This window comes from Mesorhizobium sp. 2RAF21, from assembly GCF_052115345.1.
Taxonomy (GTDB): Bacteria; Pseudomonadota; Alphaproteobacteria; order Rhizobiales; family Rhizobiaceae; genus Mesorhizobium; species Mesorhizobium terrae.
On the sequence record NZ_JBFRGM010000014.1, the window covers coordinates 144,371 to 162,657 of the forward strand.

Genomic DNA, 18,287 nt, shown 5'->3' on the forward strand with positions numbered 1-18,287 from the left:
CGGAGTTCCCCGCCTGCTTTCCCGACTGCCGATTGCCTACTCCCGACTGCCTGTTGCTTCAAACATTCAGCAACAAATACTCCCGCTCCCACGGGCTGATCACTTCCATGAAGGTCTCGAACTCCGCCCGCTTGATCGCCGCATAGGTGGAGGTGAAGGCGCGGCCGAGCATGCCCGCCAGCTCCTCGTCGCCCTCGAACAGGTCGACGGCTTCGAGCAGGCCGCGCGGCAGGTCGATCTCGTCCTCGTTGGCCGTCGTCAACACCGGCGGTTCGGCCTGCAACTTGTTGTTGATGCCGATCAGGCCGCAGGCGAGCGAGGCGGCGAGTGCCAGATAAGGGTTGGCATCGGAAGACGGGATGCGGTTTTCGACGCGCCGGGCGTTGGGGTCCGAGCGCGGCACGCGGAAGGCGGTGGTGCGGTTGTCGTAACCCCATTTGTTGTTGACGGGGGCGGACGCCGCCTGGGTCAGGCGCCGGTAGGAGTTCACGTAAGGCGCGAACATCACCAGCGCGTTAGGCACGTGTTTCTGCATGCCGCCGATGAAGTTGAAGAAGGCTTCGGTCTCCGAACCGTCCTCGGCCGAGAAGATGTTGCGGCCGGTCTTCTTGTCGACGATCGACTGGTGGATATGCATGGCTGAGCCTGGCTGGCCCTGGATGGGCTTGGCCATGAAGGTGGCGTAGACGTCGTGCTTCAACGCCGCTTCGCGCAAGGTGCGCTTGAACAGGAAGACCTGGTCGGCCAGTTCGACAGGGTCGCCATGACGCAGGTTGATTTCGAGCTGGCCAGCGCCTTCCTCGTGGATCAGCGTGTCGATCTCGAGGCCCTGGCTTTCCGAGAAATGGTAGATGTCGTCGATCAATTCGTCATATTCGTTGACGCCGGCGATCGAGTAACCCGAGCCGCCGGCAATCGGCCGGCCGGAACGGCCGACCGGCGGGGTCAGCGGATAGTCGGGGTCGGGGTTCTTGCGAACCAGGTAGAATTCGATCTCGGGCGCGACGACGGGTTTCAGCCCGTGCCGGTCATAGGCGGCGACCACGCGCTTCAGCACGTTGCGCGGCGTGAATTCCACGGCGCGACCGTCCTGATGGACGAGGTCGCAGATGACGGCGGCTGTCGGGTCTTCTTCCCACGGCACCGCGGTCAGCGTCGAAAGATCAGGCACGAGCTTCAGGTCGCCATCGTCTTCCGGATATTCAAAACCGTTGCCGTTTTCCGGATACTGGCCGGAAATCGTCATCATGAACGGTGCGGAAGGCAGCGCCAGCGAGGTGTTGGAGGTGAATTTGGAAGACGGCATCATCTTGCCGCGGGCAACGCCGGCCTGGTCGGGGGTGATGCATTCGATGTCTTCGATACCGCGCGATTCCAGCCAGGCGCTCGCCTCCTTCCAGCTCTTCACTCCCCTGAGGTTTTTCAGAAAGGCAGGCGCACGGGTTCGCGTCCCCCGAGTTGACGGACGGACTTCCTTTTTTGCAGGCGGCATCAATCACCAGATATGGTTGCGGATTGCCGAGTATAGCCGTGGCCCCTTGCGGAAGAAAAGGGGGGCTCGCTCTCGTTTTCGTGGGCGCAAGCATCCAAAGTGCTGGTTTTTGGCCGTTTTTCGCCCTAGATGGGCATCATGTCCACGTCTTCCAACAGCTTGACCACCATCGGTTTCGACGCCGACGACACGCTCTGGCAGAACGAGCAGTTCTTCCGTTTGACCGAGGCGCATTTCGTCGAACTGCTCGCCGGCCATGGTGAAAAGGACAGCTTGCTGGCGCGCCTGCTGGAAGCCGAAAAGCGCAATCTCGGCGCCTATGGCTTCGGCATCAAGGGTTTTACGCTTTCGATGATCGAGACGGCGATCGACGTCACCGACGGCAAGGTGCCTGGCGAGGTCATCGGCAAGATCCTGGCCGCTGGCCGCGAAATGCTGAGCCATCCTGTCGAGACGTTGCCGCATGTCCATGACACGCTGGAGGCGTTGGCCAGCCGCTATCGGCTGGTGCTGATCACCAAGGGCGACCTGTTCGACCAGGAGCGCAAGCTAGCGCAGTCGGGCCTCGGCGATTTCTTCAACGCGGTGGAGATCGTCTCCGACAAGTCACGCCCGACCTATGAGCGCATCTTCGCGCGCCATGGCGACGGCCCCGAGCGCGCCATGATGGTCGGCAATTCGCTGAAATCCGACGTGGTGCCGGCGATCGAAGCCGGCAGCTGGGGCATCTTCGTGCCGCATGATCTGACCTGGGTGGTGGAGCATGTCGAGCCGCCCGCCACCGCGCCGCGCTTCCGCGAAATCGCCCATCTCGGTGAATTGCCGGGCCTCGTGCTGGGCATCGACAACGACTGACGGCGCCGTCGCCTGCATTGTTCCTGGCGTTATTTCGCCGGCTCAACAGGCGCGGGCCTTGCCTCGTTCCCCGGCCTTCCCTGGCTCACCGAGCAGGGCGAGCCTCAGCCTGCTTCCGGGGCGGGTATGCTGCGCGAACTGTGCTTCAGGCGTTCGATGATCTGCTGCAGGCGCTCGGGCGTGATCGGCTTGGCCACGACGTAATCCACGGTGCGCGGCAGGCCGAGGCTTTCCTGCGTGCCGGTGCGGTTCGACAGGAAGATGACGGTGGGCGAAGCCTTGCCGGCAACGCCGCGGATCGAAGCGACCCCCGCCAGCACTGCGTCGCAATCGCTGTTTTCCGGTCCGCCGTCCAGCACGACCGTTCCCGGAACCAGCGTGGTCAGCGCTGCCGGGGCCGTTTCTGGCGATTCAGCCACCGGCTTCAACCCGCCCTGCTCGATGATCCTCGACACGACGATGCGATTGATCTGCGATCGGCTGACCACGAGCACTTTCGAAAAATCCAGCAAAGCCCCTCCACGTCCCAGGCCGGTCGCGCCACCGGTCGGCCTGCCGTTGTCGCCACTCAGCGGCGGTTGTCTGTTTCCACCGCGAGTCTTCATTTCAATGCTAGGTTGAAACCATTCGACAATCGGTTGAGACCGCCGTCATGTCAAGCGCATGTAGGCGACTGGCGTTATATTCCAGCATCACAATAAAATCAGTAGCGGTCATGCAACAAAAATTGTAGCCACGGCCGCTTCAAAACAGGATCGAAAACAAAAAACCCGCCGCGTGGCGATGCACGCGGCGGGTTTGTTTGGCTTTGGTAAGTCTTGACTTTCGTCAGCCGTGGCTTTGCTGGGTGACGATGACCGGGATCAGAAGATCGCCCCAGTTGCCGTCGCCGCCATGATGGCGGGCCGAACGGACCAGTTCGACCGAGACGCCGGCCTCGACCGCCTTCATGACCGACTGGTTGAGACGGTGCAAATCGTTAGCGACGATGCGGATGACCGCCTGCTGGTCGGCGCTCATGGTGGTGGCCTGTTCTTCTGCCCTTTCCTTGACACGGGTACGCGGTGCCATTGTCGTTCTCCTCGAATGTTCCTTCGCCTTTCGGGCGGTTCCTCTGTTTTGGACCCCGGCGCGGCCCGCGCCGGGGGAAGCTGTGCGGGCCGGCCTATTCGGCGGCCGGGCGGAACTGTTCGTGTTCGGTCGATTCCTTCATGGCGGTGGTCGACGACTTGCCACCGGAGATCGCCATCGACACGGCATCGAAATAGCCGGTGCCCACTTCGCGCTGGTGCTTGGTCGCGGTGTAGCCGTTCACCTCGGCCGCGAATTCGGCCTCCTGCAGTTCCGAATAGGCCGCCATCTGGCGATCCTTGTAGCCGCGGGCCAGTTCGAACATGCCGAAGTTCAACTGGTGGAAGCCGGCCAGCGTGATGAACTGGAACTTGTAGCCCATGGCGCCGAGTTCGCGCTGGAACTTGGCGATGGTGGCGTCGTCGAGGTTCTTTTTCCAGTTGAACGACGGCGAGCAGTTATAGGCGAGCTTCTTGCCCGGATGCGCCTTCTGCACCGCCTCGGCGAACTTCTTCGCCTGGGCAAGATCCGGCTTGCCGGTCTCCATCCAGATCAGGTCGCAATAGGGCGCGTAGGCGATGGCACGCGCGATGCAAGGCTCGATGCCATTCTTCACCTGGTAGAAGCCTTCCACCGTGCGTCCGGCATCCTTGTCGACGAAGGGCTGGTCGCGCTCGTCGATGTCGGAGGTGAGCAGCTTGGCGGCTTCCGCATCGGTGCGGGCGACGATCAGCGTCGGCACGCCCATGACGTCGGCGGCGAGCCGAGCGGCGGTGAGGTTGCGGATATGGGCCGCGGTCGGGATCAGCACCTTGCCGCCGAGATGGCCGCACTTCTTTTCCGACGCCAACTGGTCCTCGAAATGGACGCCCGCGGCGCCGGCTTCGATGAAGGCCTTCATGATCTCGAAGGCGTTCAACGGTCCGCCGAAGCCGGCTTCCGCGTCGGCGACGATCGGCGCGAACCAGGTGTCGACCGACAGGCCCTTGCCTTCCGACGTCTCGATCTGGTCGGCGCGCTGCAGCGTGCGGTTGATGCGCTTGGCAAGCTCGGGCGCCGCATTGGCCGGGTAGAGCGATTGGTCGGGATACATGGCGGACGCCGTGTTGGCATCGGCCGCCACCTGCCAGCCGGACAGGTAGATCGCCTTCAGGCCGGCGCGCACCATCTGCATGGCCTGGTTGCCGGAGAGCGCGCCGAGCGCGTTGACGAAATCTTCCTCGTGGATGAGCTTCCACAGCCGGTTGGCGCCCATTTCGGCCAGGCTGTGCTTGATCTGCACGGAGCCGCGCAGCCGCTTCACATCCTCCGGCGAATAGGGCCGCTCGATGCCGTCGAAACGGCCTTCGGCGGCCGAGGGGACGAGGTTGTAAAAATCAGTCATGGTCTGCTCCGCTTACTGAAAGACGTTTGTCGAAAACCGCCATTCGTCGTGAATTCGCGGCGGCTTTCCTGTGACTTGATTTACATTGCGGTGCGAAATCGGCCGAATGAATTCGAGGCTTAGGCGATAAAATAAGGGAAAACCTGTGTTGCGTTTGACAGGGAGACGCTGTAAATTTGTAAAAGATGTAAAATGCGACGAGCGGCCAAAATGGCGATTGAGCCTGTCAAGGTTTGTAAAATCCGGCCGGCCTTTCCTTCTCCCCTTGCGGGAGAAGGTGGCCGAGCCCGGCGGCGCGGCTGCCATAGGCGAGGTCGGATGAGGGGTGCTGCGAGGAACGCGACAGAACCAAGGTCGGGGCTCTTCAAGCCCTTCGCCGCCGCCTCGTTTCTTCCAACACCCCTCATCCGCCGCCTATGGCGACACCTTCTCCCACACGGGGAGAAGGGAGAAGCGCATGGCTGAGCAGAAAATCTTCGCCGGACCGCGCATTCGCCGCATCCGCAACCAGAAGGGCCTGACCCAGACGGCGATGGCCGAGGGGCTGGGCATCTCGCCCTCCTATCTCAACCTGATCGAGCGCAATCAGCGTCCGCTGACCGTGCAGCTCATCCTGAAGCTCGCTTCCGTCTACAAGGTCGAGCCCGAAGAACTGCAGGGCGAGGCGCGCGGCTCGATCGCGGCACTGCGCGAGGTCTTCGCCGACCCGCTATTGTCCGGCGAACTGCCGGGCGACCAGGAACTGGTCGAGATCGCCGAGGCCGCGCCCAATGCGGCGGCCGCGGTGATCAAACTGTTCCGCGCCTATCGCGAGCAGGCCGAGCGCCTGTCGGACCTGACCGAGCTGCTCGCCCGCGAGGGGCGCACCACGGCGCTGTCCGGCGCGCGCCTGCCGATCGACGAGGTGCATGAGGTGTTCGAGCGGCGGCCGAACCATTTTGCCGCTCTGGAGGAGGAGGCCGAGGCGTTCACGACGCTGCTCGAGCCCGGCGACGACCTGTTCGGCGCCTTGAAGGCGTGGCTGAAGCGCGAGCACGGCATCGTCGTGAAAGTTCTGCCGGTCGCCACCATGCCCAATTGGCGGCGTCGCTACGACCGCCATTCGCAGCGCCTGTTCCTGTCCGAGCGGCTGTCGCCGTTCGACCAGCTGCGCGAAGTGGCGATGGAGGCAAGCCTCATCCGCATGCAGGTGGCGGTGGCGGCCGAGATCCAGGCATTGAAACTGTCGTCCGACGAGGCCAAGCGGCTGGCCCGGTTCGAGCTCGGCCGTTATGCCGCGCATGCGCTGACGATGCCCTATCAGGCCTTCCATTCCGCCGCCCAGCGCGCCCGCTACGACATCGATGTCCTGCGTTCGCGCTTCGGCGTTTCCTTCGAACAAGCGGCGAACCGGCTGACCATGCTGCAGCGTTCCGGCGCCTCCGGCGTGCCGTTTTTCATGCTGGAGGTCGACAATGCCGGCAACCGCTTCCGCCGCGCCGGCGCCCAGGGCTTTCCGCACAGCCGCTTCGGCGGCGGCTGTCCGAAACTCGCGGTACATGCCGCCTTCACCCAGCCCGGCCAGATCTTCGTCGAAGCGGTGGAAATGCCGGACGGCGCCGAATTCCTCACCGTCGCCCGCACGCTGGAAGGCCCGCAAGGCGCCTTTTCGGAGCGCCCGCGCCGCACCGCCATCCTGATCGGCTGCGATATCGGTTTTCGCGACGAGATCGTCTATGGCGCGGCCCTTCCGGCACTTGGCGTTGGCGCAAAACCCGGCGCGGTGGCGGCAACGCCGGTCGGGCCGGCCTGCCGGCTGTGCGAGCGCTCCGGCTGCCTGTCGCGCGCCGAGCCGCCGGTCACGCGTCCGCTAGGGCTGGACGAGATGGTGACGGGCCTGTCCGCCTTCGACTTCCAGTAAAGCGTGGGTCTTTTACCCCGGCGTCGATGTCTATAGATATATGATCATATTCTAATAGATTCTCCGACATCGAGGCATTCATGGCTGGTTCCGTTCGTCCCGCCCGGCGCTGGCTGAAGCGTATCGCGATTGCCCTGGTCGCGGTTCTGCTCCTCGTCGTGGCACCCGCCGCCTTCATTTTGTATCCGGCGCTGAAATCTTATCCGGCTATGGATTTTCCGCTGGCCGCATCGCCAGCCGAGAAGAATCTGCGGGATCTGGCCTATCTTCGGCTGTTGCCGCAGGTCGAGCGAAGCTTCACCGATCAAACCCGCGCCGCCTTTGAAGCCGCGCTCGACAAACTGGTGGCGCGTGCGCCGGAACTCGATCGCGCCGGCCTGGCGATGGGCGCGGCGCGTGCCGTGGCATTGGCCGACAATGGCCATACCAACATATTGGGCCTGGTCGGCGGAAACGGTTTCAACGCCGTGCCCGTTCGCCTGGGCTGGTTCGCCGACGACCTGTTTGTGGTGAGTGCAGCCGCGGATCAGCGCGATCTGCTCGGCGCGCAGGTGCTGGCGCTGAATGGCCATTCGCCCGAGCAACTGGTCGAGGCGTTACGCCCCTACACCGGTGGTCCGGCCAATCTGGCGCGCGAATTCGTGCCGAATTTCCTCATCTCGCCGGAACTGCTTCACGCGGCGGGTCTCGCCGAAAATGCGGATGCCGCCGAATTCCGCGTCCGGCAGCGCGATGGGGTCGAAGTCGTGCGCCGGCTTGCCGCGGTCGCCGGGACGCCGGAGCCGCTAGCCAGAAGTTCCTGGCCGAAGCGGGATTTGAGCCCGGTCCGGAGGAAGGACAGCGAAGCTTCCTGGGTTCATGTCCTGGATGGTGCAGCACCCCCGTCCTATCTCTCGCGGCCGGACGACAATTTCTGGCACAGCTATCTCGAAAACGACGGCATCCTCTACGTCCAGCTGAACCGTATCGGCGATCAGGAAAAGGCTTCCATCGAGGACTATCTCTCGGGCCTGCTGGCGGAAGTGGCCAAGCGGAAGGTGAAGCATGCGGTGGTCGATCTGCGCTTCAACCCGGGCGGCAACTACCTGCTCGCTGCCGATTTCACGCGGCGGCTGCCGGAGCTCTTGCCGCCGGACGGCAAGGTGTTCATCCTGACCAGCGGCAACACCTTTTCCGCCGGCATCAGCACCGCGGCGCGGCTGAAATATTTTGCCGGCTCGCGCGCCGTCCTGATCGGGGAAGCGATGGGCGACAGGCCGCAATCCTGGGGTGAGGGCGGCACGGCCCGGATGCCGAATTCCAAACTGGCGATCCGCTACACGACCGGCTATCACGATTGGCAAAACGGCTGCGGCTTGGCTCAGATCCGGACATGCTTCGTCCTCAATTATTTCTACGGCACGCCGTCCGGTTCATTGACACCGACGGTGCCGGTTGCGCCGACCTTCGCCAGCTACGCCGCCGGCGACGATGCCGTGCTCGCCGAGGCCTTGAAACTGGCGAAATAGGCGTCGCCACCGGTTTGCGGCGGGCTGACATAGCCGATGCATGTGGCTGGACCATCTCCAGGGCCCGCCTTCGCGCTACGCCAGAAGGCATGGATTTGCCGCGTCTGCGATATCGCGCGGGTGGCAAAACGACGATGATGAGCCGAACCATCAGACAGTAGCGCCATGGCCGACGCCGCTTCCCCATCGCCTGCAACCGCACAGGCCCAGCCGGTGTCGCGGCGCGAGGAGCGCGTGGGTTATCTGCTCGTCTTCCTGTCCGCACTGATGTGGAGCCTCGGCGGTACCATCGCCCGCTTCATCGAGGCCGATGGAAGCTGGACCGTGGTGTTCTGGCGCTCGGTATGGGCGGCCGCCTTCCTGCTCGGCTTCATGGCCTGGCGCGACGGCCTGCGCGGCACCGTGAAACTGTTCCGCGACATGGGCTTGCCCGGGCTGGCGGTGGCCATCTGCTTCGCCACCGCCTCCACCTGTTTCGTCGTCGCGCTGTCCTACACCAAGGTCGCCAACATCTTGCTCATGCAGGCCGGCGTGCCGCTGCTCGCGGCGCTGCTGTCGTGGCTGTTGTTCCGCGAAAAGGTCTCGGCCGCCACCTGGGCGGCGATCGCCGGCGTCATCGCGGGTGTCGCCATCATGGTCTCGGAATCGCTGGGCGGCACCGTCTCGCCGGTCGGCGACGGGCTGGCGCTGTTGATCGCCTTCATGTTTTCGGTTGCCACCGTCATCACGCGCCGCTTCGCAACCGTGCGCATGACGCCGGCCACTTGCCTCGGCACGATCTTCGCCGCCATCTTCGCGGCATCGCAGGTCACGCAATTCGCCGTTTCGCCGCGCGATATGGGTTTTTTGTTCGCTTTTGGTGTCATCAATCTCGGCGTCGGCCTCGCTTTCTTCGCCACCGGCGCGCGCCTCATCCCGGCGGCGGTCGCGGCTCTTCTCGGCACGTTCGAGCCGATCCTGGGGCCGATCTGGGTGTGGCTGGTACATGGCGAAGTGCCGTCGGCGCGCACCATCATCGGCGGTGCGATCGTCTTCGCCGCACTGTTCATCCACATCGGCATGGAAATGTGGCGCCAGTCCAAGCCGCAGCGTCCGGGCGCGGTCGGCATCCCGTCGCCGAACTGATCGCGAAAGCAAAACAGAATGGTTTTGCCCATTGACAAGCAACTAGCCCGGCGGGCAGGCTGTGGGCACGGCAACAACAAAACAGGCGTATCTTGCCACGTGCAACAGCCGGCCAAACCAGGACCGAGCCTTCCAGCCCGCACGAGCCCCCGCAACCTCGCAGGGCGCTCTTTCGTTTAGGCAGCAGCGCTAACTGCTCCCTTTCTTCCAGGCTTGAATACGCCCCGACGGACCGCAACGCGCCGGTTCTCGCAAAAAATCTGCCTTACCAAACCATGCCACGCCGGCTGCAAAAACGATCCGGCGGGCGGGGAACACTCGTCATGACAATAGGAGCAAACCGAAATGACCCGCAAAGCGATCTGGCTGGCGGCAACGGCCGTATTCCTGGCCCTGCCGATAACGAGCGCTCAGACACAGGAACGTGTCGTCAACGTCTACAACTGGTCTGACTATATCGATCAGTCGATCATCCAGGACTTCACCAAGGAAACCGGCATCAAGGTCGTCTACGACGTCTACGATTCCAACGAGATCCTCGAGACCAAGCTGCTCGCCGGCGGCTCGGGCTACGACGTCGTGGTGCCCACCGCCAGCCCGTTCCTGGTGCGCCAGATCGCGGCCGGCGTCTACCAGAAGCTCGACAAGTCGAAGCTGCCCAACCTGAAGAACATGTGGGACGTCGTCGAGCAGCGTGTCGCCGCCTTCGACCCCGGCAACGAACATTCGGTCAACTACATGTGGGGCACCGTCGGCATCGGCTACAACCCCGACAAGGTGAAGGCCGCGATCGGCACCGACAAGATCGAGAGTTGGGATACGCTGTTCAAGCCCGAGAACATCGCCAAGCTGAAGGATTGCGGTGTCTATGTGCTGGATTCGCCGACCGATATCGTCCCGACCGTGCTGAAATATCTCGGTCTCGATCCGACCGACAAGTCGCCGGAAAGCCTGCAGAAGGCCGAAGATCTCTTGATGTCGATCCGGCCGTCGATCCGCAAATTCCATTCGTCCGAATACATCAACGCGCTCGCCAACGGCGACATCTGCGTGGCCATCGGCTGGTCGGGCGACGTCTTCCAGGCACGCAACCGCGCCAAGGATGCCAAGGCCGGCGTCAACGTCGCCTACACCATCCCGAAGGAAGGCGCCGAGATGTGGTTCGACCAGATGGCGATCCCGGCCGATGCCAAGCATGTGCCGGAAGCCCTGGAATTCATCAACTACATGATGAAGCCCGAAGTCATCGCCAAGTCGTCGGACTATGTCTACTACGCCAACGGCAACAAGGCGTCGCAGCAGTTCATCAACAAGGACATCACCAGCGATCCGACCATCTATCCCGACGAGCCGATGCTGAAGAAGCTGTTCACCGTCGCCCCGTACGACCCCAAGACCCAGCGCACCATCACGCGCCTCTGGACCAAGGTCGTCACCGGCCAATAAGCGTCGACAGACGTGAACCCCGGCGGCTGGGTCGCCGGGGTTTTTCCCGGGAAAAGGACGGAGAGGGACATGAAATCGCTGGGCAGCATCCGCAGGGACTTTGCGCCGTGGAACGACCCGAAGGCAAAGCCATACATCCAATTCGAGAATGTCACCAAGCGGTTCGGCGACTTCACCGCCGTCGACAATCTGTCGCTGACCATCTACGAGCGTGAGTTCTTCGCGCTGTTGGGCGCGTCGGGTTGCGGCAAGTCCACGCTTTTGCGCATGCTGGCCGGCTTCGAGCAGCCGACCTCCGGCCGCATCCTTCTGGACGGCGAGAACCTCGCCGGCATCCCGCCCTACAAGCGCCCCGTCAACATGATGTTCCAGTCCTATGCGCTGTTCCCGCATATGACGGTGGAAAAGAACATCGCCTTCGGCCTGAAGCAGGAAGGCATGCCCAGGGCGGACGTTGAAAGGCGCGTCGCTGAGATGCTGAAGCTGGTGAAGCTGGAGAAATTCGCCAAGCGCAAACCGCACCAGCTCTCCGGCGGCCAGCGCCAGCGCGTGGCGCTCGCCCGTTCCGTCGCCAAGCGGCCAAAGGTGCTCTTGCTAGACGAGCCGCTGGGCGCGCTGGACAAGAAGCTGCGCGAGGAGACCCAGTTCGAACTGATGGATCTGCAGCAGGAACTCGGCCTCACCTTCGTCGTCGTCACCCACGACCAGGAAGAGGCCATGACCATGGCTGACCGTATCGCCATCATGGACAAGGGCGAGGTCATGCAGGTGGCAACGCCGGCCGAGGTCTATGAGGCACCGGCTTCGCGTTTCGTCGCCAACTTCGTCGGCAATGTGAACATGTTCGAGGGCAAGGTCGCCGAACGCACGGAAAAGACCGCCAGGATCACCGGCGCCACCGGCGCGCAGATACTGGTCGAGAATGCCGGCGAGGCCCGTGCCGGTGCCGACGTCGCCTTCGCCATCCGCCCCGAAAAGATCCGCATCTCCTCGGCCAAGCCGGACAACAACGTCAACGCGCTGGAAGGCGAGGTCTACGACATCGCCTATCTCGGCGACATGACCGTCTATCACGTCAGGCTGACCGACGGGCAGGTGGTGCGCGCCCAGAGCATGAACGCCGCCCGCATCTCGGACGATCCCCTGACCTGGAACGATCGAGCCTGGGTTTCCTTCCGGCCGGACGCCGGCGTCGTGTTGACGCGGTAGGGGGCGATCATGGCGGGTGCTACACTTTCCGCGACCGGCACGGCGAATGGAGCCGTGTCGGCCCAGCCGGCCACGCAGCTTGCCAGCGGCTTCGTCAGCAAGCTGGTCATCATCGTTCCTTATGTCTTCCTGCTGATCTTCTTCCTCGTTCCCTTCTTCATCGTCTTCAAGATATCGCTGTCGCAGGTGGCGATCGCGATGCCGCCCTATACGCCGGCGCTCGATTTCGGCGGCGGCATCTCCGGCATCCTCGGTCAGCTGAAGAGCCTGAATTTCGACAATTACGTCTTCCTCACCCAGGACCCGCTCTACTTCAACGCCTATGTCACCAGCGTCATCGTCGCCGGTATCTCGACGTTCCTGACGCTTTTGATCGGCTATCCGATCGCCTACGGCATGGCGCGGGCACCGGCGACGCTGCGGCCAACGCTGCTCATGCTGGTCATCCTGCCGTTCTGGACCTCGTTCCTGATCCGCGTCTATGCCTGGATCGGCATCCTCAAGCCGGAAGGCCTGCTCAACCAGCTCCTGTTGTCCACGGGCGTCATCAACGAGCCCTTGATCATCCTCAACACCTATTGGGCGATCTTCATCGGCATCGTCTATTCCTACCTGCCCTTCATGGTGCTGCCGCTCTATTCGGCCCTGGAAAAGATGGATTATTCGCTGGTCGAGGCGGCCGAGGATCTCGGCTGCCCGCCGATCACCGCCTTCTGGAAGATCACCTTCCCGCTGTCGCTGCCAGGCGTTCTGGCCGGCAGCCTTCTGGTGTTCATCCCGGCCGTCGGCGAGTTCGTCATCCCCGACCTGCTCGGCGGTTCGCAGACGCTGATGATCGGCCGCACGCTGTGGACCGAATTCAACGCCAACCGCGACTGGCCGGTATCTTCCGCCGTGGCGGTCATCCTGCTTCTGGTGCTCATCATTCCCATCGTCATCTTCCAGCACGCACAGGCGCGCGCTCAGGAACAGGGGCGCTGACATGAACACGACCTGGAGCCGCTTCAACATCACCTCGATCACGCTAGGCTTTGCGTTCCTCTATCTGCCCATCGTTCTCCTGGTGGTCTTCTCCTTCAACGAATCCAAACTGGTCACCGTCTGGGGCGGGTTCTCGACCAAATGGTATGTGTCGCTGTTCCAAAATCAGGGCCTGATGGACGCCGCCTGGGTGACCATCCGCGTCGGCCTGATCTCGGCGACGGTGGCGACCGTGCTCGGCACGCTGGCGGCGCTGGCGCTCACCCGCTACACGCGCTTCCGTGGCCGCATGCTGTTTTCCGGCATGGTGTTCGCGCCGCTGGTCATGCCCGAGGTCATCACCGGCCTGTCGCTGCTGCTTTTGTTCGTCGCCATCGGCTTCGACCGCGGTTTCTTCACGCTGACGCTGGCGCATATCTCCTTCACCATGTGCTTCGTTGCCGTGGTGGTGCAGTCGCGCCTCGTCTCCTTCGACCGCTCGCTGGAGGAGGCGGCGATGGACCTCGGCGCGTCGCCGGTCGCCACCTTCTTCCAGGTGACGCTGCCGGTCATCCTTCCGGCGATCGTTTCGGGCTGGATGCTGGCCTTCACGCTGTCGCTGGACGATCTGGTGACGTCGTCCTTCACCTCGGGCCCCGGCGCCACCACGCTGCCGATGAAGATCTACAGCCAGGTGCGCCTCGGCGTGACGCCGGAGATCAACGCCGCCTGTACCATTCTGATCGGCATCGTCTCCATCGGTGTCATCACCGCCTCCATCGTCAACAAGCGCCGTGAGGTGCAACGCCAGCGCGACGAGCAGGCGGCGCAGCGCGGCGGTTAGCAAGCTGCGTCTCCGTTGGGGACGCGGGACGGACGCTCCAACGTTTTGAACACACGCACAGGCCCGGAAATCGAGATCGATTTCCGGGCCTGTGCGTTGGTGTTTCCTGATATCCGAGTTGCCCGGCGCGGGCCTTGATAGCCGCTTTATTCGCCGGCGTTGCGGCGGATGATCGGCGACACGAACGGCGTCGTCCAGGTGCCGCCGACAAAGAACGTCGCCTGGTTGCCGTTATTGACGGGCGGGGTTGGCGCCGGCGGCGGCGGGGTAGCCGATGTCGTCGTCTGGCCTGCTGGCGTGGGTGTTACGGAAACCGGTTGACCGTTCTGAGTAGGAGCAGGCTGCGCGCCCGGTATCGGCTGTGTGCCGGTCGCCGGTTGCGCGGGCGCCGGCTGCGGCGCCGGGGTGGCTGCCGGCTTGGGTTGGTTGACGCCGCCGGACAGCGCCAGGCCACGCCCGGCATAAGGCACGATGCCGGACAGCCAGATCTTGGTCTGCGCCGATTTCGCCTCGGCGCGGTCGATGCGCGCCACGCCTTTGGAAATGGTGGCCTTGAGCTCGGCGCCGTCGATCGGCAGGGTGCCGTTGGAGACGTCGTCCAGCGCGAAGAAGCCGCCTTCTTCGTTGCGCTTCAGGAAGGCCGGCAGGTTCAGCCCGGTCAGATTGCCCGGTCCGAAGGTCGCCGATACCGAGCCGTCGGCATTCTGCAGGATCGAGTTCCAGGATTTGCCCGGACCTTTCAGGATCAGCGATACCGTTCCGGTGCCGGTTGGCGTCAGCCGCGTCATGCCGGCGGCGGCGGTGAAATCGGCGCCGTTCACATCGGAGGCGAGAAGTTTCATCTCGACTTGCGTGCCTTCCGGGCGGCGGTCGATGCGCAGGCTGGTCTGTATATTGCCGCCGAAAGCGGTGGCGTCGGAAATGTCGAAGACGGCGAGCCCGTTCTTCACCTGCGCGGTGGCGGCGACATCCGCCAGTTGGATCCGCCCGGCCGTGGCATGCGCGGCCGACAGCCTGAGGTCGAGGTTGAAGCGGTCGGCGAACGACATGTCGATAACGTCGAGATCGGTGCCGGAGGAAGCCGTCGGCGAGGTGAAGGCCGACAGGAAGGCGGCAAGGTCGACCGTGTCGAAGGCCAGCGTGCCGGAAATCATCGGCATCGGGTCGACGAAGGAGAGGTCGAGCGCGCCCATGCCGGGGGTCTTGTCGAGATCGATCTCGGTCTTGTCGAACTTGATGCGGCCGGTGTCGCCGCTGACCTTGCTGGTGATGGAGACGGGACCGCGTGCCGCGCCCGGCGCGATGCCGGCCTCCAGCCATTGCAAGGCCCGGCGCAGCGAAGGGGCGGTGAACTTGGCCTGGCCGTCGAAGAAGGATTGCCCGGAAAGATTGCCGGTGCCGTCGAAGGAGAAATTGGCCGGCGCGGCTTTCAGCGACAGTGTCACCGGTGCCGCCGCACCCGCAAACAGAAGCATTGGCCCCGGCGAGGCCGCCTCGACCGCGACGGTCTCGCCGCGCCACACGCCGCTGGCCGTCAGCGAGCCGGCGGCGTTGAGCGCCGACCAGTCGAGCTGGCCGGACAGATTGGTCAGCATGTCGGTATCGGTGCCGTCGATGGCGGCGATCACCTTGCCGTCCTGGAACTCGACAGTGCCGAAGCCCTCGGAGGCCAGCTTGCCGGTGTCGGGCTTGTCGGGCTTGGCCTTGACCAGTTCGCGCGCCGCGTCGATGGCGCGGGCGACGCGGCCGCCCGAAGGCATCGGCGGCAGGAACAGCCCATGCGCGGCCGGCTCGACCCGGAACACCGGCTTGACCAGCCGCACGCCGGAAAACACCACGTCGCCGCGCAGCGCCGACATCGCCGAAAGGTCGATCTCGACACGGTCGGCCTGCATCACCGGCGGCGCCTTGTCGTCGCTCCAGTTCGACAGGGTGACGCCGGTCAATATGGCGCGGAACTGCGGCCAGATCTCGATTTCCGGCGTGCCGTCGATGGTGACGCGAAAACCGCTCCAGGCGCTCATCTCCCAGGCGATGCGGTCGCGCACGATGCGGTTCGAGGCGAAATAGGGCACTGCCACGAACGCCAGAACGGCGACAATGACGGCAATCGCTACCGCCCATATGGCTCGCCAGATCAGGGGTGAAGGCATCAGATCCCTAGGGGTTCGTGGTGGTTCGTTTTCGATCGCCAGACGGGTGTAAACCCTGGCGGATGCTTTTCAAGCCCTTGTGGCCGGGTGATGGCGATTGCGCACACGCTGTCGCAATTGCATGAGCCTTGCCTTGCTGCAACGCGATATGCTTAACCGGTGTCGCTTCGGGAGGAACATTCATGGCCGCAGACATGCCCCTTTGGACCCCGTCGGAGGCGCAGATCGCCTCGGCGCCGCTGACCGCCTTCACGCGTGCGGCGGAGGAACGGAGCGGCCGCAGCTTTGGCGATTATCCTGCGCTGCATGCCTGGTCGGTGACCGAACGCGAGGCTTTCTGGGACCTGGCCTGGGATTTCTGCGCTGTGGTCGGCGAAAAGGGCGAGCGCGTCCTTGCCGATGGCGATCGCATGCCGGGCGCGCAGTTCTTCCCCGACGCACGGCTGAATTTCGCGGAAAACCTCCTGAAGAAGACCGGTTCCTCCGACGCGCTGGTGTTTCGCGGCGAGGACAAGGTGGAGCGGCGCCTGTCCTGGGATCGCCTGCGCGCCGAGGTCTCGCGCCTGCAGCAACTGTTCGTGAAGCTCGGTGTTACCAGGGGCGATCGCATCGCCGCCATGATGCCCAATATGCCGGAGACCGTCGCCGCCATGCTTGCCGCCGCCTCGATCGGCGCGGTGTGGTCGTCCTGTTCGCCCGACTTCGGCGAGCAGGGCGTGCTCGACCGTTTCGGCCAGATCGAGCCGGTCGTCTTCATCGTTCCGGACGGCTACTGGTATGCCGGCAAGGCCATCGAGGTCGCCGACAAGGTGGCGGCGGTGGCAGGCAAGCTGAAGAGCCTGCGCAAGGTGCTGGTGGTGGACTATCTCGGCACCGCCGAGGATGTCGCCGCCGCCATCGACGGCGCCGAGGCCATGGAAACGGCCCTGCAGCCCTTCGCGGCCAGGGTGGTGACGTTCGAGCGGCTGCCTTTCGCGCACCCGCTCTATATTCTCTTTTCTTCCGGCACCACCGGCATCCCCAAATGCATCGTGCATTCGGCCGGCGGCACGCTGATCCAGCACGTCAAGGAACAGCGCCTGCACGCCGGCCTGCTCGACGGCGACCGCTTCTTTTATTTCACCACCTGCGGCTGGATGATGTGGAACTGGCTGGTCTCCGGCCTCGCTTCCGGCGCCACGCTGCTGCTCTATGACGGCTCCCCGTTCCATCCCTCGGGCAATGTGCTGTTCGATTTCGCCGACGCCGAGAAGATGACCTATTTCGGCACTTCGGCGAAATTCATCGATTCCGTGCGCAAGGCCGAGCTGAAGCCGATCGCCACGCATGATCTGTCCACTGTCAGGACCGTGTCCTCCACCGGCTCGCCATTGTCGCCGGAGGGTTTTCGCTTCGTCTATGAAGGCATCAAGAAGGACATCCACCTGGCCTCGATCTCCGGCGGCACCGACATTGTCTCGTGTTTCGTGCTTGGCGTGCCGACCGCGCCGGTGTGGGAAGGCGAGATCCAGGGGCCGGGGCTGGGACTGGCCGTCGATGTGTGGAACGACAACGGCCAGCCGGTCCGCCAGGAAAAGGGCGAGCTGGTCTGCACCAAGGCGTTTCCGGCCATGCCGATCGGCTTCTGGAACGACGCCGACGGCAGGAAATACCACGGCGCCTATTTCGAACGTTTCGACAATATCTGGTGTCATGGCGACTTCGCCGAATGGACCCGGCATGGCGGCATGATCATCCACGGCCGCTCGGACGCCACGCTGAACCCCGGCGGCGTGCGCATTGGCACGGCCGAGATCTACAATCAGGTCGAGCAGATGCCGGAAATCCTCGAGGCGATCTGCATCGGCCAGGATTTCGACAATGATGTGCGCGTCGTGATGTTCGTGCGGCTGGCTGCCGGTGTCGCGTTGGACGAGGCGCTCGAAAAGCGCATCAAGACAAAAATCCGCACCGGCGCCAGCCCGCGCCATGTGCCGGCCAGGATCGTTGCCGTCACCGACATTCCACGCACCAAATCGGGCAAGATCACCGAGCTGGCGGTGCGCGATGTCGTCCATGGCCGGGCGGTCAAGAACAAGGAGGCGCTGGCGAACCCCGAGGCGCTGGACCAATTCAAGGACAGGGCGGAACTCGCGAATTGAGGCGGCGCCGGACCGGAGGTTTTTCGGGCAACCGCCGAAACAACGCCGCCGGCAGGGTAAACAAAACGTAAAGCTCGAATTTACCTCGTTTTCACGAATGGTACACAATCGTAAACTTTTACCCATCCAGGTAAGGATTTGTTTACGAGACCGCCGCGATAGTCGCGGGTAACTTGAGGGAGAAATCCCAATCCCGCTA

Annotated in this window: 14 protein-coding genes; 9 read left to right on the forward strand and 5 right to left on the reverse strand. The window is 63.7% G+C overall.

The window, feature by feature from the left end; all coding sequences use genetic code 11:
• Positions 1 to 58: 58 nt before the first annotated feature.
• On the reverse strand, positions 59 to 1,492 hold the full coding sequence (locus tag AB4136_RS23085) for a glutamine synthetase family protein (RefSeq protein ID WP_024926066.1): 1,434 nt from the start codon (positions 1,490 to 1,492) through the stop codon (positions 59 to 61).
• Positions 1,493 to 1,630: 138 nt separating this feature from the next.
• On the opposite strand from AB4136_RS23085, the gene AB4136_RS23090 reads away from it, so the two are divergent.
• Positions 1,631 to 2,347 carry an HAD family hydrolase gene (locus AB4136_RS23090; RefSeq protein WP_024926067.1) on the forward strand — a complete coding sequence of 239 codons (717 nt, stop codon included), beginning with the start codon at positions 1,631 to 1,633 and terminating at the stop codon, positions 2,345 to 2,347.
• A 104-nt stretch (positions 2,348 to 2,451) separates the two neighbouring features.
• On the opposite strand, the gene AB4136_RS23095 is transcribed toward AB4136_RS23090, so the two are convergent.
• The 3 genes from AB4136_RS23095 to aceA all read right to left on the reverse strand — a co-directional run bounded on the left by AB4136_RS23095 (position 2,452) and on the right by aceA (position 4,802).
• Positions 2,452 to 2,859 carry a transcriptional regulator gene (locus AB4136_RS23095; protein WP_024926068.1) on the reverse strand — a complete coding sequence of 136 codons (408 nt, stop codon included), beginning with the start codon at positions 2,857 to 2,859 and terminating at the stop codon, positions 2,452 to 2,454.
• Positions 2,860 to 3,175: 316 nt separating this feature from the next.
• Positions 3,176 to 3,418, reverse strand: a complete 243-nt coding sequence (locus AB4136_RS23100; protein WP_024926069.1) for an SMc00767 family acetate metabolism repressor — start codon at positions 3,416 to 3,418, stop codon at positions 3,176 to 3,178.
• Between the two features lie 94 nt (positions 3,419 to 3,512).
• Entirely contained in the window at positions 3,513 to 4,802 is a 1,290-nt protein-coding gene (aceA, locus tag AB4136_RS23105; RefSeq protein WP_024926070.1) for an isocitrate lyase, read from the reverse strand.
• Positions 4,803 to 5,259: 457 nt separating this feature from the next.
• Between aceA and AB4136_RS23110 the strand changes: the two genes are divergently transcribed.
• The 7 genes from AB4136_RS23110 to AB4136_RS23140 all read left to right on the forward strand — a co-directional run bounded on the left by AB4136_RS23110 (position 5,260) and on the right by AB4136_RS23140 (position 13,794).
• Positions 5,260 to 6,702: a helix-turn-helix domain-containing protein gene (locus AB4136_RS23110; RefSeq protein ID WP_024926071.1), complete on the forward strand. Its 1,443-nt coding sequence runs from the start codon at positions 5,260 to 5,262 to the stop codon at positions 6,700 to 6,702.
• Between the two features lie 80 nt (positions 6,703 to 6,782).
• Complete coding sequence (locus AB4136_RS23115; protein WP_024926072.1) at positions 6,783 to 8,210, forward strand: S41 family peptidase; 1,428 nt, start codon at positions 6,783 to 6,785, stop codon at positions 8,208 to 8,210.
• A gap of 165 nt (positions 8,211 to 8,375) precedes the next feature.
• On the forward strand, positions 8,376 to 9,335 hold the full coding sequence (locus tag AB4136_RS23120; protein WP_024926073.1) for a DMT family transporter: 960 nt from the start codon (positions 8,376 to 8,378) through the stop codon (positions 9,333 to 9,335).
• A gap of 345 nt (positions 9,336 to 9,680) precedes the next feature.
• Positions 9,681 to 10,781 (forward strand): polyamine ABC transporter substrate-binding protein, encoded by a 1,101-nt coding sequence (locus tag AB4136_RS23125; RefSeq protein ID WP_024926074.1) that lies wholly within the window; start codon positions 9,681 to 9,683, stop codon positions 10,779 to 10,781.
• A gap of 69 nt (positions 10,782 to 10,850) precedes the next feature.
• The gene (locus AB4136_RS23130) at positions 10,851 to 11,990 is read left to right on the forward strand and encodes an ABC transporter ATP-binding protein (protein WP_024926075.1); all 1,140 of its coding nucleotides are present in this window, start codon (positions 10,851 to 10,853) and stop codon (positions 11,988 to 11,990) included.
• A gap of 9 nt (positions 11,991 to 11,999) precedes the next feature.
• On the forward strand, positions 12,000 to 12,971 hold the full coding sequence (locus tag AB4136_RS23135) for an ABC transporter permease subunit (RefSeq protein ID WP_024926076.1): 972 nt from the start codon (positions 12,000 to 12,002) through the stop codon (positions 12,969 to 12,971).
• 1 nt (position 12,972) lies between these two features.
• The gene (locus tag AB4136_RS23140) at positions 12,973 to 13,794 is read left to right on the forward strand and encodes an ABC transporter permease (protein WP_024926077.1); all 822 of its coding nucleotides are present in this window, start codon (positions 12,973 to 12,975) and stop codon (positions 13,792 to 13,794) included.
• 146 nt (positions 13,795 to 13,940) lie between these two features.
• Here the strand turns inward: AB4136_RS23140 and AB4136_RS23145 are convergent, their stop codons facing one another.
• Entirely contained in the window at positions 13,941 to 15,947 is a 2,007-nt protein-coding gene (locus tag AB4136_RS23145) for an AsmA family protein (RefSeq protein ID WP_024927274.1), read from the reverse strand.
• A gap of 182 nt (positions 15,948 to 16,129) precedes the next feature.
• On the opposite strand from AB4136_RS23145, the gene AB4136_RS23150 reads away from it, so the two are divergent.
• Entirely contained in the window at positions 16,130 to 18,088 is a 1,959-nt protein-coding gene (locus AB4136_RS23150) for an acetoacetate--CoA ligase (RefSeq protein ID WP_024927273.1), read from the forward strand.
• Positions 18,089 to 18,287 lie beyond the last annotated feature (199 nt).